Consider the following 25474-nt stretch of genomic DNA (forward strand, 5'->3'; position numbering starts at 1 on the left):
TAGTTTAGTTAGAAAGGTGAGATGACACGATGGGGATTAACATTGCAGCCAACCGCAGGACGTTTGAAGAACAGGGGGAAGCTTTTTTCTATTTGGCCGATACCGTCTGGAGCGCGTTTACCAATGCTACGCTTGCTGAATGGGAAGAGTATCTGGATTATCGCAAAATGCAGGGATTCAACGTGCTGCAAATCAATGTGCTGCGTCAATGGGATGCCAGCGAATCTGATCTCGATCTAGAGCCATTCAAGCTGCTGGAAGATGGATCTACGGATTATGGCACATTCAATGATGCCTATTTCGACCGTGCGGAAGAGATGCTTCGAATGGCAGTAGAACGAGGCTTTACGCCTGCACTTGTGCTTTTATGGTGCAATTATGTACCTGACACATGGGCTACGAAGTTTCAGAAGAACAGCAAAATGCCGCTTGATGCCGTCGAGCCGTATGTCGCTTACGCTGTGAGTCGTTTTTCCAAGTTTGATCCCATCTATCTGGTCAGCGGGGATACGGATTTCCCGTCCGAAGAGGCGAATGTGTATTATCAGACAGCGCTGGAGACGGTGAATCGATTAAGTCCATCCAGTTTGACAACGCTGCACATTCAAGGAAGATTGCGGGACATTCCGTTGGCGTTTACGAATCATGAAGGTCTTGATTTCTATATGTATCAGTCCGGGCATAATTCAGAATTTCAATATATGTCATATGAGCTTGCAGATCATTTCTACAACCATTCACAAGTGCGCCCGGTGCTCAATGGCGAGCCTTGTTATGAACAGATCAGTTATAGCCGTAACGTATACGGACGATATTCTGCATGGGATGCCCGCAAGTCCGCGTGGCAGAGCCTGCTTGCCGGAGGCGGAGCCGGAGTGACTTACGGTGCGCATGGCATCTGGAGCTGGCACAAAAAAGGCAAGAAATTCGGCATCGTGGAAGGAGAGGGCTTCGACAGTCCTTATGACTGGAGATCGGCTCTTCGCTTCGAAGGTGCCTGGGACTATTCATTCATGAAGTATCTGTTCCTTCAATATAAGCTGGTTGGTGTGAAGCCACTGGCTATCGTATTGAATGCTACCAAAGAAATCCGTGCTGCTGGCAACGAGGACACTCTGGTCCTTTACGTTCCTGTAAATACCAAGGTTCGGCTCAATTTCCCCGTGGAAGAGTACCGATTTACAACGATTGATCTGGTACATCGCCGTTTTGCTCAGACAGATGCGTTCCGTGAGAACGATTACGGCGTGCTTCCGATGCATGAGTTTGAACATGATGTGCTGATTATTGGCACAAAAAAGTAAGGCATCGAACAGCCTGAAGCGGTGGAGCATCATGAAGAATTACATTATAGATGAGGTGAAGGTATGTGGAAAATCGGTATCGTGGGTACGGGGTACTGGTCGGAAAAACACATTAAGGCCTGGCAGTTCATTGCCGATGCCGAAATTAAAGGAATATGTGACAGGCATGCAGCAACCCTAAATGAAAAATCGGAAAGGTTCAACATCCCGGCAGCGTTTCGTTATTCGGATGTGGCAACCATGCTTAAAGAGGCTGATGTCGATGTGCTTGATATTATCACGCCGCCGGATACACACTTGGAGCTGGTGAAGCTGGCTGCAGCGGCCGGTAAACATATCATGTGCCAGAAGCCGTTTGCACGCTCTATAGAGGAAGCTGAAGAAATGGTTCGGATTGCCGAAGATGCGGGCGTACGCCTCATGGTAACGGAGAATTGGCGCTGGCTTGAGCCTTTTCAGTTGATCAAGAAGCTTTTGGGAGAAAATGCAGTTGGTAACCTAAACACGATTCGTTATATTCATACGGACTTTTACTCACCACGATTTGCACCGGAGCAGCAGCTGCCACAGCCTTTTTTCAGAGATATGCCTCAGTTGCTGTTTTATGAGATGGGTGTACATTGGTTTGATACATGGCGTTTCCTGTTCGGCGAGCCTGAACGACTATATGCTGAGACACGCAAGATAAGTTCTTACACGGTAGGAGAAGATAGCGGCATGGTCATGCTCGGTTATCCAAATTATGTGGGATTGATGGACATGAGCTGGGCAACACGGCGTGAGTTGGATGAACCTTTGCCGGATCGGGTGCTGCCAGATCACAAGGAGCAGTTGATCATCGAAGGGGATAAGGCTTCCATCAAGCTGTACAAGGACGGACGGTTGACCATGATTGATAATGCTGGTATTGAAACGGTACTGGCTGAACAGACGGAACTGAATTACGAGGACAGTCATCGCAAATTGCAATCCCACTTTATTGAATGCCTGAATACCGGAGCGGAATTTCAGACCAGCGGTTCGGATAATGTCAGAACGCTCCGGCTGGTGTTTGATACGTATGACAGTGCAGCCAACCATAAAGTTCAACGGTATGAAGAGGGGAAATAATGTCTATTAATGATATCGTCATGATCATCATTGCCTTCTTTCTGGTGCTTGGCGCCGTGGACAAGGCTCTCGGGAACCGGATTGGACTGGGGGAGGCGTTCACGGAAGGGATTATGGCTATGGGGACGCTCGCACTGGTAATGGTAGGGATCGTTTCTCTGGCGCCATTTCTCGCGAGCATTCTTATCCCACTTATTTCGCCCATGTATGAAGCGATCGGTGCTGATCCAGCATCGTTCGCTAATACCATCCTTGCGGTGGATATGGGTGGATACGCTTTGGCGAGTCAGATGGCGCAGAGTGATCAGGCAGGACTCTTCTCCTGGGCATTCCTTGGAACGATGTTTGGACCGACCATTGTGTTCACGATTCCCGTTGCGCTCGGTATTCTGGATCGGAAGGATCATCCATACTTTGCCAAGGGTGTGTTAATCGGCATCAGTACCATCCCTGTCGGTTGTTTAGTTGGGGGTCTGGTAGCAGGCATTGATGTCACGGTCATCTACAGAAACCTGATTATCCCCATTCTGTTGTCTGTACTCATCATACTGGGTTTGCGCTTTTTTACGAAACAGACTGTGAGGTTGTTTAAAATATTTGGAAGCGGTATCACGCTATTGTCCCTGATCGGGCTGGTAGCTATAGCCGTAAAGACGCTCACAGGTTGGGCAATCATCCCGAATATGGCTCCACTCTCGGAAGGAATCATGACCGTGGGAACCATCGCTATTGTGCTGGCTGGCGCGTTCCCAATGGTGGCTGTCATCAATAAAACATGTAAAACTTCGCTTGAACGCGCAGGCCGATTGCTGAGCCTGGATGCGCCGACTACAGCCGGGCTTGTCGCTTCACTGGCACATAATATTCCGACCTTTCGTCTGGTCAGAGATATGAATCCAAGAGGCAAAGTGATCAGCATTGCTTTTGCCGTTAGCGGCTCCTTTGTACTTGGTGGACATTTAGGGTTCGTTGCGGGTATGAACAAAACAATGGTAACCGCCATGATTGTGGGCAAGCTTGCAGGTGGCATCAGTGCGGCGTTGGTAGCATCATGGGCAACACCTGCCAAAACGGACAAAAAATAAAATCGGATAACAACGTATTATAAACATCTGATGATCGAGTTTAATTAAAATTAGTCATCATTCATTATAACGCAGATACTATGGCATCTATGTAAAGGAGCATATACCATGAATCACGACAAAACAGCGAAGGAAATTCTTAGCGCAGTCGGCGGCAATAATAATATTAATAGCGTTATTCACTGTGTAACCCGTCTCCGATTTAATCTGAAAGATATGAAAGCGCCCAACAAGGAAGAGATCAAGCAGATTGATGGAGTGCTTACGGTGGTGGAGAGCGGCGGCCAGTTCCAGGTCGTGATCGGGAATGAAGTGCCCAGAGTGTATGAATCTCTCGTAAAAACGATGGGCATCAATCCGGTTCCTTCGGATTCGGAAGCTGACACTGGAGAAAAGAAAGGATTATTCAGTCGCTTTGTAGATGTCATATCAGGTGTCTTCCTGCCGGTCGTCGGCGTATTGGCGGCTGCGGGTATTCTGAAGGGATTGCTCGCCCTGTTCCTTTCCCTGAAATGGATGACCGAAGAGATGAATACGTACAAAATTCTGTTTGCCACCGCAGATGCCTTGTTCTACTTCTTCCCGATTCTGCTCGGATTCTCGGCTGGTAAGAAATTCGGCGGTAATCCATTCATCTCGGCGACCATTGGTGCGGCGTTAGTCTACCCAACAATGACGGCTGCGTTCACGGAAGGCACAGGCATGTCCTTTCTCGGCATTCCGGTGGTGCTGATCAATTATACACAATCGGTGATTCCGATCATCATTGCTTCGTATTTGGCGGCGAACTTTGAGAAGTGGCTTGCCAAAATTTCACCTTCATCCATCAAAATGTTTTTCGTGCCGTTGATTACACTGTCTGTCATCACACCGGTTGTGTTCATGGCCGTCGGTCCAGTGGCAACGCTGATCAGTGATTATTTGGCTAAGGGTGCGATGTGGGTTTACGGACTGAGTCCGATTATCGCAGGTCTGATCCTGGCAGGCATCTGGCAAACGGTCATTATATTCGGCCTGCACTGGGCGTTTATTCCGATTCTGATTAATAACGTTGTTACCAACGGCTTCGATCCGATTAACGGCATGTTGTTCTGTACAACATTTGCCCAGACGGGTGCGGCGTTTGCCATTGCCATCAAAACCAGAGATCAACGCTTGAAACCAATCGCCACGTCGGCAACCATCGCCGGATTGATGGGGGTTACCGAGCCTGCGATTTACGGTGTGACATTGCCTGCCAAAAAGCCATTTATCATGGCTTCCATTGCAAGTGGTATTGCAGGAGCGGTTGCCGGTTACTTGGGTTCCAACGCTTACGGTTTTGCCGGAGGTGGTGTATTCGGTATTCCGTTGTTCATTAATCCCAAAGGGATTGATAGCGGATTTGTAGGCTTCATTCTGTCTGTGATCATCGCATTTGTATTGGCCTTTATCCTGACGTATATATTTGGTTATCGAAATGCTGCTCCGTCTGCTTCAGTCCGCAAACAGGCTGATATGACGGAGATACAACAGAGTGTAGTGGCAAAGATGGCAGAGGCAGAGAAAACCGTACTCAGCCCGCTTACGGGGAAACTCATTCCGTTAACAGAAGTTGGTGACGAGGCGTTCTCCAGCGGGGCCATGGGGCAGGGAGCAGCGATCGTACCGGCGAAAGGCGTAGCATATGCACCCTTTGATGGCGTTGTAGTAACGATCTTCAAGACCAAACATGCGATTGGTTTGTTGTCAGAAGACGGTGTAGAGATTTTAATCCATGTCGGCATTAATACCGTGAGTCTTAAAGGCAAACATTTTACTTCCTTTGTATCAGACGGGGATGTTGTCAAAAAAGGAGACAGGTTGGTAGAGTTCGATATCGATGGTATCGTAGCCGCTGGATTGGATATAACAACATCCGTTATCGTATCCAATACAGCCGCTTACACGGATATTAAGGCGAAGGAAGAGGGAAGTATTGAGCAAGGTGAAGCTCTGATCATTATAAAATAATGATGTAAAGCAGTTATATGTCAACTCCTTTTGTACAAGAAAGTTGAAGGGCGGTTCCCTGATGGTCAGGGAGCTGTCTTTTTTATTGGGGGAGAGTCAGGAACATTGGAAAAATAAACGTTCATTGTAATTAGGTTATCCCGTTTTTGTGATGTGAACTCCAGCATTCGATATGGCATAAATCCAATAAAACAAGTGTATATATAAAGAGAATAAAAAACATATACTAACTTTATGTAATTTACTTGACATAATAAATCATATTACTTATTATCTTTAGTAAGCACAGAAATAAACATATCGGATGCGGGATGGTGTAAACATGGGATTTATGGATAAGTTATTCGGAAGAACAACGGAAACTACAAATGAGGAGGAACAATCGATGACAAAACTTAAGATAGGTATCATTCTGGGGAGTACACGTGAAGGGCGTTTGAGCCCGCAGGTCGGAGAATGGGTGAAACAAATTGCGGATGCACGCGGAGACGCCAATTACGAGATCGTAGATATCGCTGATTACAAGCTTCCGCTTCTGGGAGAAGCCGATGCAACGGAACAAGCTACAGCCTGGAATACGAAGCTGGCAAGCCTGGACGGATTCGTATTTATTGTTCAGGAATACAATCATAGCATCTCTGCATCGTTGAAGAATGCACTGGATTACGCACGTGAGGCATGGAACAACAAGGCGGCAGGCATTGTAAGCTATGGTTCCGTAGGTGGTGCACGTGCGGCGGAACATCTTCGGGGCATCCTCGGCGAATTGTCTGTTGCAGATGTTCGCGTTCATCCGGCATTGTCGCTGTTTACCGATTTTGAGAACGGCACAACCTTCAAACCGGCTGATCTGCATCTGACCAATCTGAATGGCATGCTGGATCAAGTGCTCTCCTGGAGCGGTGCTTTGAAAACGGTACGTTCATAAGTAACATGTCAATCATGGTTCTCCTGACGAAGGGAAGAAAGGGACTAATCCTGCGATTGGAGTGACCTTCGTCTTCTATATAAATGTTAAAGGGCAGTTCTCCATTTTGGGAGAACTGCCCTTTGCTCATATTCTTCAATGGAAAAATTATTCCATCTGGAAAATTAGACGATACCTTGCGCCAGCATGGCATCTGCCACCTTCAGGAAGCCGGCGATGTTCGCTCCGGCAAGCAGGTTACCTGCACAGCCGTACTCATCCGCTGCCTGAACACAGCTGGTGTAGATGTTCGACATAATGTCATGCAGCTTGGCGTCCACTTCTTCAAATGACCAGGACAACCGCATGCTGTTCTGCGACATTTCAAGTGCGGACACGGCAACTCCGCCAGCATTAGCCGCTTTGGCTGGTCCAAACAGAACGCCTTCTTTATGGAAAACGTCAATCGCAGCTAGAGTGGAAGGCATATTCGCTCCTTCACCGATCGCTTTAACTCCGCCTTGCACGAGCAATGCAGCGGCCTGTTCATCGATTTCATTTTGCGTTGCACAAGGCAGCGCGATATCACAAGGGATAGACCAGATGCCTTCACAGCCTTCGTTATAAACGGCATGTGGATGTTCTTTGACATATTCGCTGATCCGCAGACGATCAACCTCTTTTAATCTTTTTACGGTATCCAGATTGATTCCTTGAGGATCATAGATGTAACCACCAGAGTCACTACATGCCACAACATTAGCTCCAAGCTCCTGAGCCTTCTGAATAGCATAGATGGATACGTTACCCGAACCGGAGACAACCACCGTGCTGTCCTTGAAGCTCAGTCCTTTGGATGCCAGCATCTCCTTCACAAAGTACACGCATCCGAATCCGGTAGCTTCCTTACGTGCAAGACTTCCTCCGTATAGGAGCCCTTTACCTGTAAGTACGCCGGCTTCATGTCCACCGCTGATGCGTTTGTACTGTCCGAACATATAACCGATTTCCCGTGCACCTACACCGATGTCGCCGGCAGGTACGTCCGCATCGGAACCGATATATTTGTACAGCTCAGTCATGAAGCTTTGAGTGAAACGCATGACTTCCAGATCTGATTTTCCTTTTGGATCGAAGTCGGAACCACCTTTACCACCGCCGATTGGCAGGCCAGTCAGGGCATTTTTGAAAATTTGTTCGAATCCAAGGAATTTAACGATTCCCGAGTAAACGGAAGGATGGAAACGAAGTCCGCCTTTGTAAGGCCCAATTGCGCTGTTGAACTGAACACGGAATCCACGGTTTACTTGTACCTTGCCCTGATCATCGACCCAAGGCACGCGGAACGTAATGACACGTTCTGGCTCAACAAGCTGTTCAAGCAAACCATTCTCCCGATATTTCGGGTGAGCTGCAATGACAGGAATAAGCGAGTCCAGGATCTCTTTGACAGCCTGATGGAATTCACTTTCCTGTGGATTTCTGGCGATAACCGATTCGTAAACGGAATGAACATACTCTGCAGCAGTTACTTGAGTTGAATCCTTAGTTATAGTCGACACTTTTTCAATGCACTCCTTTATTGTGTTAAAGTCTTGGGATGGCTATTTGTATAAATTGCATAAAAGTTTGTAGTTAAATATACAGGAAACAAAATAAAAATACGAGATGAAAACCCATAAAATGTTTTTTATGACGTTATTAAAATCTTCTATGGAACTGTCATACGATGTAAAGGTTAAGTTTGGAAGCTGGATGGACTGCCCATTTCTCGTTATAGAACACGAAGTTAACGGAATAGACTGGATTAAAAAATTAGTTTTGGTAAGATGGTAGTAAGACCGCGGTATCCGTGGTTTTTTTATCTATATGAAGGAGGAGAACAACATGATGAAGAAAAACATGCGAATCAACATGGAGAACAGGGCTTGTATAGGAGGTGAGATCTATTATGAACCATAGGACCTCCTTTCAAAATTGCAGAGAAATGCTGGTGAACCAGCTCATTATATTCGGTGAAGAGAAAAGAACATTTCTCGACGCCTATTTTGACGTGCGTGATCCGGAACGTACGCAGATGGAACGGCTGCTCTCGAACTATACGACGTGTGTGGAGAAGCTGCTCCTTGGTTCGGATGAAGCTCTGGACTCGGTGGTACTTATCGGTAGTTTGATCCGTTTTGAGTACGTTGACTTCCATACATCTGATTCATTCACCATTGTTATGCCGGATGACGCGGACCCGGATGCGGGGCATATTTCCTTCCTCTCCCCTGTGGGGCGGCAATTATTGCTTGGGCTCAAGGGAGAAGTGAGGTCGATTAATATACCGGCTGGCTCCATGCGAGTACGCATTACGGATATTACGTTAAACAATGAATCCTTGAACCGGATGTCCACTGGGGGTGCAGATCATGCACTTTAAAGAGACGGATTTGCCGGGAATTGGACGCAAATATTGGCTGCACACACGAAGCGGTGAGCATCTGGTCATTGTCATCCATAATGATGAGCGACGTGACCTGTTTCACATGGAATCAGGCGATTCGCCTGAAGAACTGGGAGACATGGTGTCACTAGTCACACTGGATGATGATGAGGCACGTGCGGTTGCGGCTATTGTCGGTGGCATGACGTACAAACCAACCTTTCAGGACGAACGTGAAGTTATGCTGGAGGGACTGTTAATTGAGTGGCTCCGTATTGAGCCGCATTCAGAGAGTATAGGAAGAACGATCGGAGAATTGAATATTCGCCAGGCAACAGGAGCGGTTATTCTGGCTGTGGTGGAGAAGAACAGGACGAAGCAGTTTAATCCGGGTCCGGACTATACCTTTACCGCGGGGGCTACAGTTGTTGTCGCTGGTGAACGGGATCAGATCAAACTGTTAAAACAGTTGTTATCCAATGGACGGCTCTAGCCTATGGATATGCTCATATTCGAAGTGGGAATTGCCGTTGCGCTGATTACACTTACGGGGCTGATATCTGCACGATTACGATTTTCGGTCATTCCTTTCTATATTCTGATTGGTATGGCAGTTGGACCGCATGCACCACAGATCGGCATTGTGGATTTGCGTTTTATCGAAAGCTCGGAATTTATTGAATTTATGGGCAGGCTCGGTATTCTGTTTTTGCTCTTTTATCTGGGACTGGAATTTTCGGTCTCCCGCCTGATGAAGTCAGGCAAAGCCATTCTGACCGGAGGTATGTTCTACGTTGGACTAAATTTTGCTTCCGGTCTGCTGCTGGGATGGTTCATGGAACTGCCACTCAAGGAAACGTTGGTTGTCTGTGGTATTATGACGAGTTCTTCCACAGCTATTGTGGCTAAAGTACTCGTGGATCTGAAGCGCACGGCGAACCCGGAGACGGAGATTATTATGGGCATGATCATGTTTGATGATTTGTTCATCGCCATCCATATCTCCATTCTGACGGGGCTTGTACTTAGTGGGGCTACCTCATTCCTGAGCGTCTTGCTCGTATCCCTGTCTGCGCTGCTATTTATTGTGCTATTTCTGATCATAGGCAGGAAATGCATCAAGTATATTGATAAGGCACTCAACATCAAGTCATCGGAGTTATTTCTGCTTACGGTTATGACGCTGCTCTTTCTAGTGGCGGGTTTCTCGGAAACCTTACATGTGGCTGAGGCGATTGGGGCTCTGATGATGGGGCTGGTTCTGGGGGAATCCAGGCATGCCAGCCGGATTGAGCATCAGATTATGCCGTTCAAAGATTTCTTTGGTGCCATCTTCTTTTTCAGCTTTGGCCTGACCATTGAACCCTCGACCCTTGGAGGGGCGGTTGGAATGACCGTTATTGCCGTTATTCTCACCATTGCGAGCAACTATGGTGCGGGCATGATCGCTGGCAGACTCTCCGGGATGTCTCCACGCGCTTCTCTTAATGTGGGATTCACGCTGGTGTCCCGTGGAGAGTTCTCCATCATTATGGCGAACATCGGCAAGGCAGGAGGGCTAATGGCATCCATTCAGTCTTTTGCCGTCTTATATGTGTTGATTCTGGCAGTGCTTGGCCCGATTCTGACGAAAGAATCACCATGGATCTACAGTCAATATGCTCGCTTGAGGAAAAGAATGAAACGAAGGCAAACAGAGTGAATGTATGGGAACGGTTCCTGTCTTTGCTTCATGAGTAATAGAGACATGAAGATTGTTATACAAAGAATTTTCTTAGAGATATGCTTACTAAAAAAGTCGTGCAATGCACGGCTTTTTTTGGTTATATAAGATGAGCTCAAGCAAATGAATTAAATTGGTTTACGACAAGAGGAGAATGTACAGCATGAATAATCTGCCTTCATATCATTCAACACATCATTATTGGAAACAGTATCAAGCCTTTTTCCCAGAAGAATTCAGGCTAGGGGACCATGCGAACCCTGAAGAGGAGTGGTGGGAATCGAACGGGGTTCATCTGCACATCGATCGTCTGCCCGAGCCCGAGTCGCCTGTCAAAATTCTGTTTATTCACGGAGCCGGAGGCAATGGCAGGTTGCTCGCTCCTTATTCCCGAATGTTGCAGCTCCGAGGCTATGAGGTAGTATCGCCAGATCTTCCACCGTATGGGCTGAGCTATCCGTTGCCTGGGACACGTCTCAATTATGGCCTATGGATCAAGCTGCTTGTTTCACTCGCTGATCGGGAATATAAGAAAGACGGCAAGCCGATCGTGGCGTTGGGAAGCAGCATCGGAGGCATGCTGGCTTATCACACAAGTGCACGCAGTGAGCACGTACAGGGCTTGATCGCAACAACATTTGTGGACACGAGTGATGCTGATATGCGTGACCAGCTTGCACCGAACCGTCTGGTCAGCCGATGGGGCAAACGCATAATGGACCAGTTTCCGGCTTTACTGGATCATATGCGGATCTCTGTGAAGCAAGTATCACGTATGCAGCTGATTACCAATAATCCGGATTTAACCCGACTTATTATGAATGATTCACAGGCGGCAGCGACGCGTGTCCCGTTGGAACTATTAAGAACATTCCTGGATAAGAAGCCGGAGGTAAACCCGGAACAGTTTGATCAATGTCCCGTACTGCTGGTTCACCCCGAACTGGACCCGATGACACCACTACGGTTCAGCCAATCTTTTTTTGATCGATTGAAAGTGGAAAAGGAATGCGTAGTGTTGGAAGGAGCAGGCCACTTCCCTATAGAACAGCCAGGGCTGAATCAATTGGAGGAAGCCGTGTTACGATTTTTACATAAGATTGAAGCGCAACATTCATGAAAGTTGAATTTGAATGTTCTCTATATGAACCGCGACCCCTCCCACTTGAATCTTTGTAATTTCATTGGAAATGCCCAGGGTTAATCTGGCTCGAATCTCCGAGGGGCGGTTCATGGTGTATCCTTGTCTAATCGTATAGGTTGTATCGTGGGGATCTGAAAGTTGGTTGTATTTATGTAAATAACAGAGTAAAGCACCGTTAGATGTACCAGTTGCGCTCTCTTCAGGGATATCGTAAAGGGGAGCAAAATTCCGGCATTCTGCCAGAGTGATCTCTTCATCTGGTTCAAGTGCAAACACGTGATAACCTACGACATGGTTAGCTTTGCTAATTTCTGCGATAAGCTGAAAGTCAGGAATGATTTTTGACAGAACATCAACATGGTTAACAGCTATCAAGATATCTCGTAATCCGGTAGACACGATCTGTACAGGTAATTCGGCGTGTAAATCATGTGAAGGAATACCCAGAGAATCTGCAATGTCTTGTCGGGCAACTATCTCTCCAAACTCCGGTAGCGCTTGAGACAGATAGACTTCACCATTGTTCTGGACAACCACTTCGAGTATTCCGGCCAGTGTCTCCAGTGTGTACATACCTACCTCAACGATATGCTGTGCTTTCATTAAATAAAATAAGGCAATCGTTGCATGTCCACATAGATCAACTTCATCACTAGGGGTAAAGAAACGAACTTTGAAATCAGCCTGATCCGATGGCATAACAAACGCGGTCTCTGAGAATCCGACTTGTCTGGCAACCTCCTGCATCTGGGAGTCGGACAAGTGTCCTGCTTCTAAAACAACTCCTGCGGGATTTCCGCCTAGAGACTTATCCGAAAATGCATGTAATGTACTTACTTCAATTTCCACATCGCTACCTCGCTTGTTCAGTTATTTAGGTTCAACAGTTCTACATTATACCACGGTTCCTCGTCAGGATTGTGAACCAAATCTGCTGCGAATTCGCGAATATAGGTCAAATGAACGTCCGGATGAAACGCTGGCTAAGGAAGCAGGTGTAACAGCCAACGTGTTCATGATGGAACCCAAAGGGGACCAACTCGATCAGTTGGCTGAGCTCGCTGCTGAGGGCAAACTGAGACCCATCATTGATGAGATATATCCCTTAAGTGAACAAGGACTGCGTGAAGCACACGAAAAAAGCGAAACCCATTATACACGTGGGAAACTGGTCATTCGAGTAGAATAGATGAGAATTATCTTTAAATGTTTAAGTTTAAAAAACTTTACTGACGGAAGTTGTCAGTAAAGTTTTTTTATAATAGGGGTATCGACTAGAAGGAGAGTGCACTATGCATACAAAAAAAGCATATCTTTATGTATTTGATACGATGTCAGACTGGGAGGTCGGTTATTTAATTGCTGAACTAAACTCGGGGAGGTATTTTAAAAAAGAACTGGCGCCGATAGAGGTGGTTGCCGTTAGTGTTGATAAAAGTCCGGTGACTACCATGGGAGGATTGGAAATACTACCTCGCATTTCTGTTGATGAGTGTATGTTGGAACGTACGGATGTGTTAGTTCTTCCAGGCGGAAATACTTGGATGGAATCCATTCACGAGCCTATATTGAAAAAAGCTTCGACATTTTTGGAAAAAGGTCATGTTGTTGCGGCAATATGTGGTGCAACCGTTGGACTTGCGAGGATGGGATTGCTAGACTCCAGAAGGCATACAAGCAACGATCTGGAATATTTGAAAATGATTTGTCCTCATTATATTGGAGAGAAGTACTATGAAATGGTATCGGCCGTAACGGATGATAATTTAGTTACAGCATCGGGCATAGCTCCGTTGGAATTTGCGATGCATGTATTGAAGGTGCTAGATGTATTTACACCGGAGACTTTAGATTCATGGTTCAGTCTATATCAGACTCATGAACCAAAATACTTCTTCGAGTTAATGAATTCTATCAAATAGCTGGCATTTCGATATTTTCGCATGGAGTGGAATAAGATATAATAGTAACAATTTATTCCATTCTATGTATGAGGTGATTCGGATGTCCAATGAGCTCATTCAAGCGATTCAATTATTAAAAGAAAAGAAGTGGGTGGATCTGACCCATACGTTTGGACCGGAATCTCCACATTTCTCAGCTTTTGATGCGGCGCAATTCGATACGTTGTTTAATCACGATCAAGGTTTCTTTGCCCAGAGTTTCAGGTTTCCCGGTCAATATGGTACGCATTTGGATGCGCCCATTCACTTTGTGCGGGATACCCGGTATCTTGATGAATTGGGGTTAAAGGAGCTTGTGCTACCGCTGGTGGTTATTGATCAATCTGTGGCTGTAGAGAGCAATCCGGATTTCACGCTGGATGTCGAGCATATTCTTGAGTTTGAAAAAGAGCATGGCGTTATTGAAGCTGGCAGCTTTGTAGCATTGCGTACCGATTGGAGCAAACGCTGGCCCAGTCATGAAGCATTCGACAACAAGGACGCTGAGGGCAACAGTCATGCACCCGGATGGTCAGTTAGTGCGTTAATGTTTTTATTCGAGGAAAGAAAAATACAGGCGATTGGCCATGAAACCTTCGACACCGATTCAGCCGTAGATTATCAAAAGAACGGAGCACTTCTGGCAGAATATTATGTACTAGCCCAGGATACATATCAGGTAGAGCTATTAACGAATCTGGATCAGGTACCGGCCAAAGGTGCGGTGATCTTCAATATCGTACCCAAGGCGGAGAAGGCGTCCGGCTTTCCAGTGCGCTCATTTGCCATTTTACCGTAAAACAAAGTTGAACATAGACATATTGCAATTGACTCAGACGCAGTTCTTTCCGAATGTTTCACCAATGGGACTTGTGCAAACTGATTATATAAATAATAAAGGAGGCGTAATCCGCCTCCTTTTTATGTGGTGCGTGCCCAGAGGCACGCATGATCTCGTTGGTGAAAGTCCAACCCAAGGAGGGGCCAAGCCACCTTGGTAGCTAGGATGCTTACATATGGCGAAATCTGTGTGTAAAAGCGCATCGACCAAAGTACCTGTCAGAGACAGGGCGAGCAACAGGCCAGGCCGTAACATGAAGTGAATCCTGCCGCGTCGTCAAAAAGGCCCTGCAAGGGGGAAAAGAAGGTGCCGAGTCTCGGTCATATAGACGAAGGCCAAGGAAGCTGTGCAGAACTTGGAGCAACAGTGAAGAACCTTCCGGCGTAAGGGGAGCGGCATGGCTTGAAAGATCATGCAGTGAACTGGGGAGGCCCTCCCCCACACGGTTTTTTTTTTTTTGGAGGAACCCGTAAAGAGATGCTCTATAAGTCCAAAAGACGAAGTGAGCGGTCTGTGGGAAGGGAGTCCGAGGGGCTCATAGTACCGAGGAATCCAAGGACAACATAACCTTGGGGAGGGAAGGAGCCCTGCTTTGTTTATGCTTTTGGAGGAGGTACGAGTGAGTGAATGCCAACCGGCTAACAACACCTAAGGAAAAAGTTCAACAACTCCAAGAAAAGCTAGGTCATGCGGCCAAGGAGAACAACAAGCGTAAATTCCATGCTCTGTATGATAAAGTCTACCGCTGGGATGTGCTTTGCGAAGCTTGGAGACGAGTGAAAGCGAATAAGGGAGCGGCAGGCGTAGATGCGGTGACGCTGGCAGATATCGAGAAACAAGGAGAAAAGAACTTCCTCAAGTCGTGCGAGCAAGACCTGAAAGAAGGTAACTACCATCCGCAGCCCGTACGGAGGCACTACATTCCAAAGAAAGACGGGAAGCCAAGACCACTCGGCATCCCGAGCGTGCGTGACCGAATCATACAAATGGCAACTTCTAGAGCGATTAGCCCGGTGGTATGCAAAGAAGAGACAACGCAAAAGGTGGATGAGCTCACGGGTCGAAGTAAAATATATTGCCAGACAATATGGATTAAAAACGCTATTGTAATCTGCATGCCCATGAAGGACAAACATCGGAAAGCCGTATGAGGGAAAACCTCACGTACGGTTTGATGAGGAGGGGCTGGGTTTTGCCCAGCCTTTTACTCTAGTACTTTTGATCCGAAGAGGGATCCTGATTGAATCGTTGTGAAATTTTCTTCTCTGTCTTCTTACGCCGAATCCAGCGCTTGAATATACTTTCTTCTTTTCTTCCCTGCAGTGTTTCCTTCATACCTTGAATCATAAATTCCGATCTTCGTCTGTCATCCCGACTAATCTCGCGTAGTTCCTTGATAAATTTGTCGTCCATATCTGCCTCTCGCTCATTAAGTATATCTCTATTATACCGAACGTACGTTCTTTTATCAAGTTTTACCATAATCGAATTTTTTGAGACGATTTTAGTGAGAAAGAGCACAGGATTAAGCTTTCTCCATATGTGAAAATGAAATAGAACTTTCAGTAAAATCTGTATAACATGTCTGGAGGGTGAGGGATGAGGAATAGTGATGATGGAATGAAACGTGAATGTGTGCCTGAAAGATCGTGGGTGATCATTATGATGCAGGGGTTACTGGGCATTGGTGCGATGGTTGGAGGGGGAGTACTCATTATCGATCCATCGGGCAATCTCGTCAATATGCCAGATTCATTGTTGGAGCATTCCCCGTTTGGCAGTTTTTTGATCCCGGGAATTATACTGTTGTTGGTTCTTGGCGTTATGCCGATGATCATTGCCATTTCACTCATTCGTCGCACTCACTGGGAAATAGGTGAAAAACTGAATCTCTACTCGAATCAATATTGGGGGTGGACGTTCTCCTTATATACGGGATTTGCTCTGATCATCTGGATTATGGCACAGGTATACTGGATACAGCATGTATCTGTCATCCATCTGGTCTATTTTGCTTGGGGAGTGGGTATCCAGATCGTCACTCTGCTGCCTGGCGTACAACGAAGATATCGGGCAGACTGCTCAACATAAAACATTCTCTCTATAAAATAAAACGGCTGTCATCCGGATCTTAGAGTGATCCGGGTGACAGCCGTTTATCTTTATTGTTACTTGGAAGCCTGATAGGCGCTCAACAATTCTTTCACTTTTGCCGGATCGGACTTCAATTCATTCCCGGTCTGCACGAGTGGACTTACTGTAGAGTACGCCTTAAGTTTATTGTTTTTGTAAAACTGCAGAATGTCATCCTGATTGATGGAGTACAGTACGGCTTTTCTCAGGTCACTGCTTTTGGCAACTTCCCGATTGGCTGTGTTGAACAACAGATAGGAAACCGCATTGCTCGGAATGCTCTGCAATTGCAATTTGCTGTCATTTTTGATAATGTCATACTTCGTTTCAGATACCCCGTAGTATAAGTGGATTTCACTACTGCGAAGAGCAGATAGTGCACTGTCGGCATCCGAGATGAACCGTACATTCACCTGGGAAATCTTGGGTGCATATTCAGAGCCTTTACGGTAGCCGGGATTCTGATAGAATACACCTTCATAATCATTTTTATATGCCAAGATATATGGGCCGCTGGTATACAGGGTGTTGTTGTACGCAGCACCTTCAGTCACAGTATTCTGATCGCCGTAAGGAATGTCTTTATTTACGTCAAACGAAGCTACATCATACGTATTGATGCTCTCAACCTGCTTTTTGGACACAATGCCAGCAGATTGGTGAGCCAGATAGTTCAATACTTGCGGGAAAGGTTCGGTGGTTGTGAGTTTCACAACCTGATACTTCCCGGTAGCGTTATCTGCTTTGTTTTTGTCCGTGACGAGTTCCGTAATTCTAGTGCCAAGCCCTTGTTCTAATGCTTCTTTAACCGTACCGCTGCCACTGGATTGCTGAATGGATTCCAAGGCGCCCAGATCCGTTACCAACTCGGCTTCCTTGATATGTTCGTGAAGGCTGTATGTCCGGTGATCCGGTACGGAATCTTTGTTTTTGGCGCGATCGAGAGAGAAGATGACGTCATCTGCACCGACACGTTCTCCTGTATCTACGGCTTTTTTATTGTCAATCTTGGCAAAATTGATATCGTCTCTGAGAATGAAATAATACTCCGAGTTCCCCTCAGCAATGCTGAAATTGTGAGAGAGGGAACCCTCTGCTGTAAGTTGATCGTCATCTGTCAAGTTAACGAGACGTACATACATGTTGGTGTTCAGTTGGTTGATGGAACCGTCATTTCCTTTGATCGGGTCAAGGGAAGTTAGGACGGAGGCGGTTTGTGTCAGAATTAATGGTTCTTTTGTATTTTTGGAGCTGTCTTTGAATTCAATAGGTTCCCATGCCATGGCGCGGGATTTAGACAAGCGAACGGTGTCTGCATTCAGAATGTCTTTGTTCACAGCCTGACTTTTCAGGGAAATGTACAGCGGAGCGATATACGCTTGATCGGTTACCAAGCGGTCCTCCAATTGTTTATACGTATCCTTGTATTCGTCCGGAGTCTGAGTAGCGGCCTGGTCAATAAGTTTATCGATTTCTTCATCAGCCAGAATGCTGTAGTCTCCGCCAGTTTTGAAAAGAGAACGAACCGCATAATCCGGATTTCCGGTTACTGTTGTCCAGCTGGACAGGGCAATGTCATAATTGCCTGCATCCTGCTGGGATTTGTAGCTGCCGTAATCCGGCTGCAGGTTCAGCTTAACATTGAAGCCATTCTTGGTGAGCTGATCCCGGATAATATTCACGTCATTTTCGGAAGAGCTCTGAGCCAGTAATTCGATGTCTACCGGTTTTTGGTTTTGCGTATTTTCCGTTGTATCCGATGGTACGGTTTCTGACTGGGATTCCGTCTTGGTCTTCACATTGCAACCGGAGACCACAAGGACGAGAATGAATAGTAGTGCTATCAACGTACGTTTTTTCATGAAAATACCTCCAGATAAGTTCATAATCATTGGAATTCAAATTGAGTTGAATATTGTAGAATCGGTTAAGCCTTTTCGAGCTTCGGATCAAGCGCATCGCGCAGTCCGTCACCAAGAAAGTTGAACGAGAGCACAAGCAGAATGATTGCAAGACCTGGATAGATGGCCAGATACGAATGGGTTTCCAGATACGTACTGCCCAGCTTGAGAATGTTGCCCCACTCGGGAATATGCGGCTCCACGCCGAGTCCCAGATAACTTAAACTGCTGGTGGCAATGACAGCTCCGCCGATCGTGAGTGTAGACTTGATAATCATGGGGGCGAGCGAGTTCGGAATAATATGTTTGAAAATAATGGAGCGATTGTTGTAACCCAGTGCACGTGCAGCTTCAACAAATTCAAAAGTAGATACATAGAGCACACTGGCTCTCATAGTTCGTGCATAAGTTGGGATCGAACCCAGGCTGAGTGCCAGAATAAGATTGACCGTATTAGCCCCGAACGCCGCAATGATGGCAATAGCGAGCAGAATACCCGGAATGGCATAGAGAATATCCAGCAGTCGCATGATGATATTGTCTGTGTGTCTTCCATAGAATCCCGAGAATGCTCCGAGAATACCGCCTATCAGTACCGGAATCAGAGTTGACATGAATCCTACGATCAACGATATACGGGCACCGAATACAATCCGGGAAAATAAACATCGTCCAAAGTCATCTGTTCCCAAGGGATAGGCGAGCGATGGGGACTGAAGCAAGGCCGAGTAGTTATTTTCTACAGCCATGCTGTAATCAAAAGTAAAGAAGCTGCAAATCGATATCGAGAACAGGAAAATGATAAAAAACAAACCGGACATCGCCGTGACATTCGGAGCAAGACGCTCCCACAGATCATTCCAGAAGTTGGATTTCTGTTTACCCTGTCTGCGGATTCGTCCAATGATGGAAATACCCAGTAGCAGTGCGAATACATTCCCTGTGACCGAAGTCAGAATCAGGATCATGCTCACGCCCAGCATCCAGCGTGGGATGATCGAGGCTGAGGTATACCGGGATACGATAAATAGCACCACCAAATCAATGACAAGAACAAGTACGAGCACAGCCAAGGCTGGCAAAAACGTATCCGCAACATACGGTTTAAACATATTGAGTGCCGAGACCCCAATAACGAACAGCTGGGTCAGCAGCATATACACCGCAAATGTATACTCAATGCTCTTTGTTTTCTTGATCAGATGAAAAGCGGCCGTCACGATAAAGATATTGCCTGAAATGATACCCAACAGTTGAACCCATGCTAGTCGGCGAGTCAGCACAGAGATTGTCCCCTGCCGAATCAGGTCTCTCCGAATCCGGAGCGTCAGCACACTTTGGACCAGCGTGAAAAATAGGTAAATTGCGAGTGCAGTCAGCAGAAATGGCCTGAACACCTGAAGGCTCCAGTCATAACTGTTGAACAACAGTAACACCGACAAGAGAAGGGAAGTGACCCAGGCGAAGCTCGCCTGACTATACTCCTGTGAAGACTTAAGCCGAAAACGCATTTCTTGTGTAAGTGAACCCGATTTTGTCATAGTGCACCTGCTTTAATATTGTTTCATCTTGGAACGGACCCTGGGATCGACAAAAGCGTACAACAGATCTACCACAACATTGATGATGGAGATCGTAATTGCTGTGTATATGACCCCGCCCATAATGCTCGGAATATCAGGGATAAACTGTTTATCCACAATGTAGCTGCCAAGTCCGCTGATATTAAATACTTTCTCCGTTACAGCCGCCCCGCCAAGCATGCCTCCGAATTGAAGACCTACAACGGTTACGATTGGAATTAGCGCATTGCGCACAGCATGTTTCAGCAGAACCTGTCGTTCGCTTAATCCTTTGGCACGAGCAGTCATTACGTAATCCTCATGAATAACTTCCAGTGTGGAAGACCGGGTCATACGGGCCACCGCAGCGGTTAATCCCGTTCCCAGAACAATCGTTGGCATAATAATGGACAACCAATTCTGTGGATTGAACGTAGCGGGAAGCCACTGCAACTTGATCGAAAAATTCAGGATGAAAATAAGTCCTTGCCAGAAATTCGGAATCGATAGTCCAATCAATGCAATAAACATGAATGTGTAATCAAACAGTGAATTGGGCTTGATCGCCGAGATGATGCCGATTGGCAATGCAATGATAAGGGCAAGCAGCAAGGAGATAACGGCCAGTGTTAACGTGATTGGAAACTTTCTGGCGATCGTAGCCGTGACATCTTCATTCCCTGAAAAAGACTTGCCGAGATCGAATAGCGCTATGCCCTTGATATTGTTCCAGAGTTGGACGAGATAGGGCTGATCCAGGCCATACACATGGTTAAAAGCTGCGATCTGTTCCTGTGTCGCTGTCTCTCCGAGAATGTTGGCCGCCGGATTGAATGGAGACAGGTACAAGATGGTGAATACAAGTGTTGCTACGCCCAGAATGACGAATACCGTCATCAGAATTCTTTCGAATATGTACTTTAGATAAGGATTGCCATACAGAAACATCATGGCGTACATCAGACAGCCCGGAATAACCGATATCGCAAGGAACCAAGGTTTATCAATCATCGATTGGAATGTATCAGCCATCGTCAGGCGCTGTTTCCCCTGTTCATGAAGCTTGCTGAACGTTCGTTCCTTTAACTCCTTCTGAACTGATTCCTCCAGCCATTCCTCCGTCTGACGCTTAAATTCTGCCTCACTAACTTGCTGTCGAAAGAAACGGTGTTTACGTCTCAACTGTTCTTCCACGTCCACCCGGAGCTTATCCCGGTAAGAAGTGGAGAGCATATCGCGCTCAACAGCTTGTTGAACCACGGCCCAGCCATCCCTTTTTCGTCTAGATTGCCAGATCAGAAGCACAACCAGATTAACGGGCAGTCCGAGAATAAATAGAACATATCGATAGGAGGGATGAAGCAGCATTTTGCCATAATTAAATCCCAGGGTGTAAACAAGCTGTGACATTTTGCTGCCTTTTGCAAGATTCAAACCATGCGAGCCTCCTTTCATCTTATTTTAAATTGCATTATTCCGATTGATATAGTATATATTATTTAGAGTCTATTTAATTGTCAAGGTATGGAAGAGTATACATATGAGCACATGTGAAAATATGGATGAGGGATAGTGATCAGATGCAACCTTTATTGAAAGTAAATGAGTTGTCCGTTTCTTTTCATTCCGGAGAGAGTGAATTTCAGGCGGTGAAGGAAGTCAGTTTTGAAGTGCGGAAAGGGGAAACACTTGGCATAGTAGGGGAGTCCGGCAGTGGGAAGAGTGTTACGGCACGTTCCATTATGAGGCTGCTTGCCTCTCCTCCTTCGCAGATGAAAAAGGGTGAGATCCTGTTTAAAGGGGTAGATTTGGTTCATAAAACACAAAAAGAGATGGAGAGTATCCGTGGCCGTGACATCGGCATGATCTTTCAGGATCCTATGAGCTCTCTTAATCCGACCGTTAAAATCGGGAAACAGATCACCGAAAGTCTGATTAAACATCAGAAGCTTTCCAGAGGGGAAGCGAAGAAGCAGGCGATTGCCATGCTGGAGCTCGTTGGTATCACCCGGAGTGAAATACGTTTCAATCAGTACCCACATGAATTCTCTGGAGGTATGCGTCAGCGGGTAATGATCGCTATTGCTCTAGCTTGCCGTCCTGAATTGCTGATTGCGGATGAACCTACAACTGCGCTTGATGTTACTATTCAGGCCCAAATCCTTAATTTGATGAAAGATATGCAGGCACAACTGGGCACTTCCATTATTCTGATTACCCATGATCTCGGAGTAGTGGCAGGCATGTGTGATCGGGTTGTGGTCATGAAAGACGGGCAGATTGTGGAATCCGGGACAACCACAGAGATTTTTGCAAATCCGAAGCATCCATACACGTCCAGACTGCTGAATGCATTACCTCGACTGGATGAGAAGAAAAAGCCGAAACTCGTCTCTTTGGTTCCACGTGATCTGGAGGATGATCAGCCTTTGCTGGAAGTGAAGTCCCTCAGACAACATTTTAATCTAGGTAAAGGCAACACCTTAAAAGCCGTGAACGATATCAGTTTCGAGATTCGCCAGGGGGAGACGCTTGGGGTCGTAGGCGAATCGGGCAGTGGGAAATCGACTACAGGTCGAGCCATTCTACGACTGCATGAACCTACAGGTGGGGATGTGCTGTTTAAGGGAGTACCGCTCAATCGCCTTTCTGCGTCTGAGATGAAAACGATGAGGCGGCATATGCAGATTATTTTCCAGGATCCGTATGCCTCGCTCAATCCGAAATTTAGAATTATGGATATTATTGGGGAAGCTTTGGATATTCACCATCTTGCCGGCAGCCCCGCTGAACGGGAAAAGCGTGTGGAGGAATTGCTGGAGATGGTGGGTCTCGATCCGGCTCATGCACAGCGATACCCTCATGAATTTTCGGGTGGTCAACGGCAACGGATCGGAATCGCTCGTGCGCTGGCTGTGGAACCTGAATTTATTGTATGTGACGAGCCTTTGTCTGCGTTGGATGTGTCCATTCAGGCTCAGATCGTACAGCTGCTTGAAGAATTGCAGCAGCGACTCGGTCTGACATACCTGTTCATAGCACATGACCTGTCCATGGTTAAACATATCAGTGATCGTGTGGCTGTCATGTATAACGGAAAGATTGTGGAGTTAGCAGAAAGTGAAGAGTTATATTCGAATCCTCAGCATGCATACACAAAGGCCTTGTTATCGGCCATTCCGGTTCCGGACCCGGCTGTGGAAGCGAAGAAAAAACGTCTTGCTGTGAACGAAACGCCAAGAGAGACAGTCGAAGTGGAAGACCGCTATAATCTGGAACAGTCTCGATGGGTGGAAGTAAAAGAGGGACATTGGGTGGCAATATCAGGATAAAGTGAACCATTCATTTGTACTCAAAAATAGAACCCCGGCAATGATCTGTGGAAGATCATTGCGCGGGGTTCTATTTCATGCCCAGCAGGCACAGTGAATGTATTTTTTGAACTGAACGGATTTCTTAATGGTGTCGATCTCTGCCTTCGTTGTATCATCCAGATAAGTGAAGATGAAGTTGAATGCATAACCTTCAATAATCGTACTATAGTAATCTTGCGTAATGGTTGAACCATTGCCCGCATCCATCGTAATTTGCATCAGATCCATCGTGGTTAGCGAGCGGATTGAGCGGAAAGTTGATTTTGCAAAATAGATATGTTACGCTTACATTACAAGAGAAAAACAACAGAATACCCAATAACATCTTTTGATGGATTGTAACTGTGCAGACAGGCAAAACCTAAACTGATGGTGAAATGAAGGCTCTTTTTTTGCGAGCTATTTTACCTTGAGTTTAGGTTTTTCTTGTTTTTTGGCCTGAAATACAGCCGCTGTATTCGGGAAAAACCCAAATAAAATTCGAAAAGAGGTTGTTCGTTATGACCACGGCAAAAAAAGGATTCCCCGAAAACTTCCTGTGGGGAGGCGCTACAGCTGCCAACCAATTGGAAGGTGCATTCGATAAGGACGGCAAAGGTCTCTCTACTGCGGATATGATTGCGCATGTTCCCAAAGAGAAGCGTACAGGCGGACATGCCATGGAAATCTCCTCTACACGAATTGAAGAGATCCTCTCTGGCAAAATTGAAGAACGTTTCCCTAAACGTTTTGGTATTGATTTCTATCATCACTATAAAGAAGATATCGCGTTGTTTGCTGAAATGGGCTTCAAAGTGTTCCGTTTGTCCATTCACTGGGCACGTATTTTCCCTAACGGTTACGATCAAGAGCCGAACGAAGCTGGCTTGAAATTCTATGACGATGTCTTCGACGAATTGTTGAAATACGGCATTGAACCGTTGGTAACCTTGTCTCACTACGAAACACCGCTGGGTCTGACACAGAAATACAATGGTTGGGCAGGTCGTGAAGTGATTGGGCACTATGTGAGATATGCAGAGACTGTGTTCAACCGTTATAAAAATAAAGTGAAATACTGGTTGACGTTCAATGAAATCAACGTGATGCTGTTTAGCCCATACACAGGCGGCGGTATCCTGATCGATAAAGTGGACAACCAACTGCAAACGACATATCAAGCGCTGCATCACCAATTTGTAGCAAGTGCACTGGTAACCAAGCTTGCACATGAGATTATTCCTGGTTCCCAAGTGGGCTGTATGCTCGCTCGTATGGAAACGTACCCGGCGACTTGTAATCCGGTAGATGTTCGTCTGGCGCAACATGAGAATCAGATTAACCTGTTCTTCACGGATATGCATGCTCGTGGTCAATACCCGAACTACATGGCTCGTTATTTTGAAGAAAACAACATTGTGATTCAGAAAGAAGCAGGCGATGATGAGATCTTGCTCAACAATACCGTTGATTTCATTTCCTTCAGTTACTACATGTCCGTAACCAAATCTGCATCCGCAGACAAAGAAGAAACAACAGGTAACCTGACTGGTGGCGTCAAAAACCCTTATCTCGAAGCTTCCGACTGGGGCTGGGAGATCGATCCGATCGGTCTGCGCGTAACGTTGAATAACTTCTGGGATCGCTACCAGAAACCATTGTTCATCGTAGAAAATGGTCTGGGTGCATATGATCGCGTGGAAGAGGATGGTTCCATTCATGACTCCTACCGCGTGGATTATCTGAAAAAACACATTGAACAAATGAAAGAAGCGATCAAAGACGGTGTGGACCTTATTGGATTTACAGCTTGGGGCCCGATTGACCTCGTGAGCATGTCCACGTCTGAAATGTCCAAACGTTATGGTTTCATCTACGTGGATTTGGACGACGAAGGTAATGGAACACTCAAACGTTCGAAGAAAGATTCGTTTGACTGGTACAAAAACGTAATTGCCAGCAATGGTGAGCAACTATAACTTGGTCTGTATTTTAAACCCGGATCGCTTTAAGTAATTAGGCTATTCGAGGATTGTTACCGCATAAAG

General features: G+C 46.2%; 23 protein-coding genes. 16 read left to right on the plus strand and 7 right to left on the minus strand.

Translation table 11 applies throughout. The features are described 5' to 3' along the window. Positions 1–29 precede the first annotated feature (29 nt). From ACFVQB_RS20380 to ACFVQB_RS20400, 5 genes are all read left to right on the plus strand, one after another. Positions 30–1304: a glycoside hydrolase family 140 protein gene (locus ACFVQB_RS20380; protein ID WP_379443066.1), complete on the plus strand. Its 1275-nt coding sequence runs from the start codon at positions 30–32 to the stop codon at positions 1302–1304. Between the two features lie 63 nt (positions 1305–1367). Then, positions 1368–2414, plus strand: a complete 1047-nt coding sequence (locus ACFVQB_RS20385; RefSeq protein ID WP_379443069.1) for a Gfo/Idh/MocA family protein — start codon at positions 1368–1370, stop codon at positions 2412–2414. Next, positions 2414–3499 (plus strand): ethanolamine utilization protein EutH, encoded by a 1086-nt coding sequence (eutH, locus tag ACFVQB_RS20390; RefSeq protein ID WP_379443073.1) that lies wholly within the window; start codon positions 2414–2416, stop codon positions 3497–3499. The genes ACFVQB_RS20385 and eutH overlap by 1 nt, the downstream gene beginning before the upstream one ends. 108 nt (positions 3500–3607) lie before the next feature. Further along, positions 3608–5491 (plus strand): beta-glucoside-specific PTS transporter subunit IIABC, encoded by a 1884-nt coding sequence (locus tag ACFVQB_RS20395; RefSeq protein ID WP_379443077.1) that lies wholly within the window; start codon positions 3608–3610, stop codon positions 5489–5491. Between the two features lie 385 nt (positions 5492–5876). Then, positions 5877–6419, plus strand: coding sequence for an NADPH-dependent FMN reductase (locus ACFVQB_RS20400; RefSeq protein WP_379443080.1), 543 nt, complete (start codon positions 5877–5879; stop codon positions 6417–6419). Between the two features lie 164 nt (positions 6420–6583). Here ACFVQB_RS20400 and gdhA read toward each other — a convergent pair whose 3' ends face one another. Continuing rightward, positions 6584–7960 (minus strand): NADP-specific glutamate dehydrogenase, encoded by a 1377-nt coding sequence (gene gdhA / locus ACFVQB_RS20405; RefSeq protein ID WP_379443083.1) that lies wholly within the window; start codon positions 7958–7960, stop codon positions 6584–6586. A gap of 389 nt (positions 7961–8349) precedes the next feature. Between gdhA and ACFVQB_RS20410 the strand changes: the two genes are divergently transcribed. The 4 genes from ACFVQB_RS20410 to ACFVQB_RS20425 all read left to right on the plus strand — a co-directional run bounded on the left by ACFVQB_RS20410 (position 8350) and on the right by ACFVQB_RS20425 (position 11669). Continuing rightward, a complete protein-coding gene (locus ACFVQB_RS20410) occupies positions 8350–8823 on the plus strand; it encodes a GreA/GreB family elongation factor (RefSeq protein ID WP_379443085.1) in 474 nt (157 codons plus the stop codon). Continuing rightward, a complete protein-coding gene (locus ACFVQB_RS20415; protein WP_113053601.1) occupies positions 8813–9319 on the plus strand; it encodes a cation:proton antiporter regulatory subunit in 507 nt (168 codons plus the stop codon). The genes ACFVQB_RS20410 and ACFVQB_RS20415 overlap by 11 nt, the downstream gene beginning before the upstream one ends. A gap of 3 nt (positions 9320–9322) precedes the next feature. Next, complete coding sequence (locus tag ACFVQB_RS20420) at positions 9323–10528, plus strand: cation:proton antiporter (protein WP_379443088.1); 1206 nt, start codon at positions 9323–9325, stop codon at positions 10526–10528. 184 nt (positions 10529–10712) lie between these two features. Next, entirely contained in the window at positions 10713–11669 is a 957-nt protein-coding gene (locus ACFVQB_RS20425; protein ID WP_379443091.1) for an alpha/beta hydrolase, read from the plus strand. On the opposite strand, the gene ACFVQB_RS20430 is transcribed toward ACFVQB_RS20425, so the two are convergent. Continuing rightward, complete coding sequence (locus ACFVQB_RS20430) at positions 11664–12542, minus strand: PhzF family phenazine biosynthesis protein (RefSeq protein WP_379443095.1); 879 nt, start codon at positions 12540–12542, stop codon at positions 11664–11666. The two genes, ACFVQB_RS20425 and ACFVQB_RS20430, sit on opposite strands and share 6 nt — an antisense overlap. 13 nt (positions 12543–12555) lie before the next feature. Between ACFVQB_RS20430 and ACFVQB_RS20435 the strand changes: the two genes are divergently transcribed. From ACFVQB_RS20435 to ACFVQB_RS20450, 4 genes are all read left to right on the plus strand, one after another. Next, positions 12556–12882, plus strand: a complete 327-nt coding sequence (locus tag ACFVQB_RS20435) for a zinc-binding dehydrogenase (RefSeq protein WP_379443099.1) — start codon at positions 12556–12558, stop codon at positions 12880–12882. 103 nt (positions 12883–12985) lie between these two features. Next, a complete protein-coding gene (locus ACFVQB_RS20440; RefSeq protein WP_379443103.1) occupies positions 12986–13615 on the plus strand; it encodes a type 1 glutamine amidotransferase family protein in 630 nt (209 codons plus the stop codon). An 82-nt stretch (positions 13616–13697) separates the two neighbouring features. Next, positions 13698–14435 carry a cyclase family protein gene (locus ACFVQB_RS20445; RefSeq protein ID WP_379443107.1) on the plus strand — a complete coding sequence of 246 codons (738 nt, stop codon included), beginning with the start codon at positions 13698–13700 and terminating at the stop codon, positions 14433–14435. Between the two features lie 665 nt (positions 14436–15100). Further along, entirely contained in the window at positions 15101–15628 is a 528-nt protein-coding gene (locus tag ACFVQB_RS20450) for a hypothetical protein (RefSeq protein WP_379443110.1), read from the plus strand. 58 nt (positions 15629–15686) lie between these two features. Here the strand turns inward: ACFVQB_RS20450 and ACFVQB_RS20455 are convergent, their stop codons facing one another. Further along, positions 15687–15890 (minus strand): hypothetical protein, encoded by a 204-nt coding sequence (locus ACFVQB_RS20455; RefSeq protein ID WP_379443113.1) that lies wholly within the window; start codon positions 15888–15890, stop codon positions 15687–15689. A gap of 186 nt (positions 15891–16076) precedes the next feature. Here ACFVQB_RS20455 and ACFVQB_RS20460 point away from each other — a divergent pair, with 186 nt between their 5' ends. Beyond that, complete coding sequence (locus tag ACFVQB_RS20460; RefSeq protein ID WP_379443116.1) at positions 16077–16568, plus strand: hypothetical protein; 492 nt, start codon at positions 16077–16079, stop codon at positions 16566–16568. A gap of 77 nt (positions 16569–16645) precedes the next feature. On the opposite strand, the gene ACFVQB_RS20465 is transcribed toward ACFVQB_RS20460, so the two are convergent. From ACFVQB_RS20465 to ACFVQB_RS20475, 3 genes are all read right to left on the minus strand, one after another. After that, complete coding sequence (locus ACFVQB_RS20465) at positions 16646–18472, minus strand: ABC transporter substrate-binding protein (protein WP_379443119.1); 1827 nt, start codon at positions 18470–18472, stop codon at positions 16646–16648. Positions 18473–18537: 65 nt separating this feature from the next. Further along, positions 18538–20052, minus strand: a complete 1515-nt coding sequence (locus ACFVQB_RS20470) for an ABC transporter permease (protein ID WP_379443123.1) — start codon at positions 20050–20052, stop codon at positions 18538–18540. A 12-nt stretch (positions 20053–20064) separates the two neighbouring features. Further along, positions 20065–21507, minus strand: coding sequence for an ABC transporter permease (locus tag ACFVQB_RS20475; RefSeq protein ID WP_379443127.1), 1443 nt, complete (start codon positions 21505–21507; stop codon positions 20065–20067). A gap of 146 nt (positions 21508–21653) precedes the next feature. Between ACFVQB_RS20475 and ACFVQB_RS20480 the strand changes: the two genes are divergently transcribed. Further along, entirely contained in the window at positions 21654–23405 is a 1752-nt protein-coding gene (locus ACFVQB_RS20480; protein ID WP_379443131.1) for an ABC transporter ATP-binding protein, read from the plus strand. Positions 23406–23480: 75 nt separating this feature from the next. Here ACFVQB_RS20480 and ACFVQB_RS20485 read toward each other — a convergent pair whose 3' ends face one another. Next, positions 23481–23666, minus strand: coding sequence for a hypothetical protein (locus ACFVQB_RS20485; protein WP_379443135.1), 186 nt, complete (start codon positions 23664–23666; stop codon positions 23481–23483). Between the two features lie 281 nt (positions 23667–23947). Between ACFVQB_RS20485 and ACFVQB_RS20490 the strand changes: the two genes are divergently transcribed. Further along, on the plus strand, positions 23948–25405 hold the full coding sequence (locus tag ACFVQB_RS20490) for a glycoside hydrolase family 1 protein (protein ID WP_062325655.1): 1458 nt from the start codon (positions 23948–23950) through the stop codon (positions 25403–25405). The last annotated feature ends 69 nt before the right edge of the window (positions 25406–25474 follow it).

The sequence above is a fragment of the Paenibacillus sp. NPDC057886 genome (assembly GCF_042796655.1).
Lineage (GTDB): Bacteria > Bacillota > Bacilli > Paenibacillales > Paenibacillaceae > Paenibacillus.

Excerpts from the sequence above, each read along its gene's own strand:
- ACFVQB_RS20380 (WP_379443066.1), top strand. The coding sequence starts at position 30 with ATGGGGATTAACATTGCAGCCAACCGCAGGACGTTTGAAGAACAGGGG.
- ACFVQB_RS20465 (WP_379443119.1), bottom strand. The coding sequence starts at position 18,472 with ATGAAAAAACGTACGTTGATAGCACTACTATTCATTCTCGTCCTTGTG.
- ACFVQB_RS20445 (WP_379443107.1), top strand. The coding sequence starts at position 13,698 with ATGTCCAATGAGCTCATTCAAGCGATTCAATTATTAAAAGAAAAGAAG.
- ACFVQB_RS20425 (WP_379443091.1), top strand. The coding sequence starts at position 10,713 with ATGAATAATCTGCCTTCATATCATTCAACACATCATTATTGGAAACAG.
- ACFVQB_RS20420 (WP_379443088.1), top strand. The coding sequence starts at position 9,323 with ATGGATATGCTCATATTCGAAGTGGGAATTGCCGTTGCGCTGATTACA.
- ACFVQB_RS20455 (WP_379443113.1), bottom strand. The coding sequence starts at position 15,890 with ATGGACGACAAATTTATCAAGGAACTACGCGAGATTAGTCGGGATGAC.
- ACFVQB_RS20395 (WP_379443077.1), top strand. The coding sequence starts at position 3,608 with ATGAATCACGACAAAACAGCGAAGGAAATTCTTAGCGCAGTCGGCGGC.
- ACFVQB_RS20460 (WP_379443116.1), top strand. The coding sequence starts at position 16,077 with ATGAGGAATAGTGATGATGGAATGAAACGTGAATGTGTGCCTGAAAGA.
- ACFVQB_RS20410 (WP_379443085.1), top strand. The coding sequence starts at position 8,350 with ATGAACCATAGGACCTCCTTTCAAAATTGCAGAGAAATGCTGGTGAAC.
- ACFVQB_RS20480 (WP_379443131.1), top strand. The coding sequence starts at position 21,654 with ATGCAACCTTTATTGAAAGTAAATGAGTTGTCCGTTTCTTTTCATTCC.
- ACFVQB_RS20470 (WP_379443123.1), bottom strand. The coding sequence starts at position 20,052 with ATGACAAAATCGGGTTCACTTACACAAGAAATGCGTTTTCGGCTTAAG.
- eutH (WP_379443073.1), top strand. The coding sequence starts at position 2,414 with ATGTCTATTAATGATATCGTCATGATCATCATTGCCTTCTTTCTGGTG.
- ACFVQB_RS20490 (WP_062325655.1), top strand. The coding sequence starts at position 23,948 with ATGACCACGGCAAAAAAAGGATTCCCCGAAAACTTCCTGTGGGGAGGC.
- ACFVQB_RS20415 (WP_113053601.1), top strand. The coding sequence starts at position 8,813 with ATGCACTTTAAAGAGACGGATTTGCCGGGAATTGGACGCAAATATTGG.
- ACFVQB_RS20485 (WP_379443135.1), bottom strand. The coding sequence starts at position 23,666 with ATGCAAATTACGATGGATGCGGGCAATGGTTCAACCATTACGCAAGAT.
- ACFVQB_RS20400 (WP_379443080.1), top strand. The coding sequence starts at position 5,877 with ATGACAAAACTTAAGATAGGTATCATTCTGGGGAGTACACGTGAAGGG.
- ACFVQB_RS20440 (WP_379443103.1), top strand. The coding sequence starts at position 12,986 with ATGCATACAAAAAAAGCATATCTTTATGTATTTGATACGATGTCAGAC.
- ACFVQB_RS20385 (WP_379443069.1), top strand. The coding sequence starts at position 1,368 with ATGTGGAAAATCGGTATCGTGGGTACGGGGTACTGGTCGGAAAAACAC.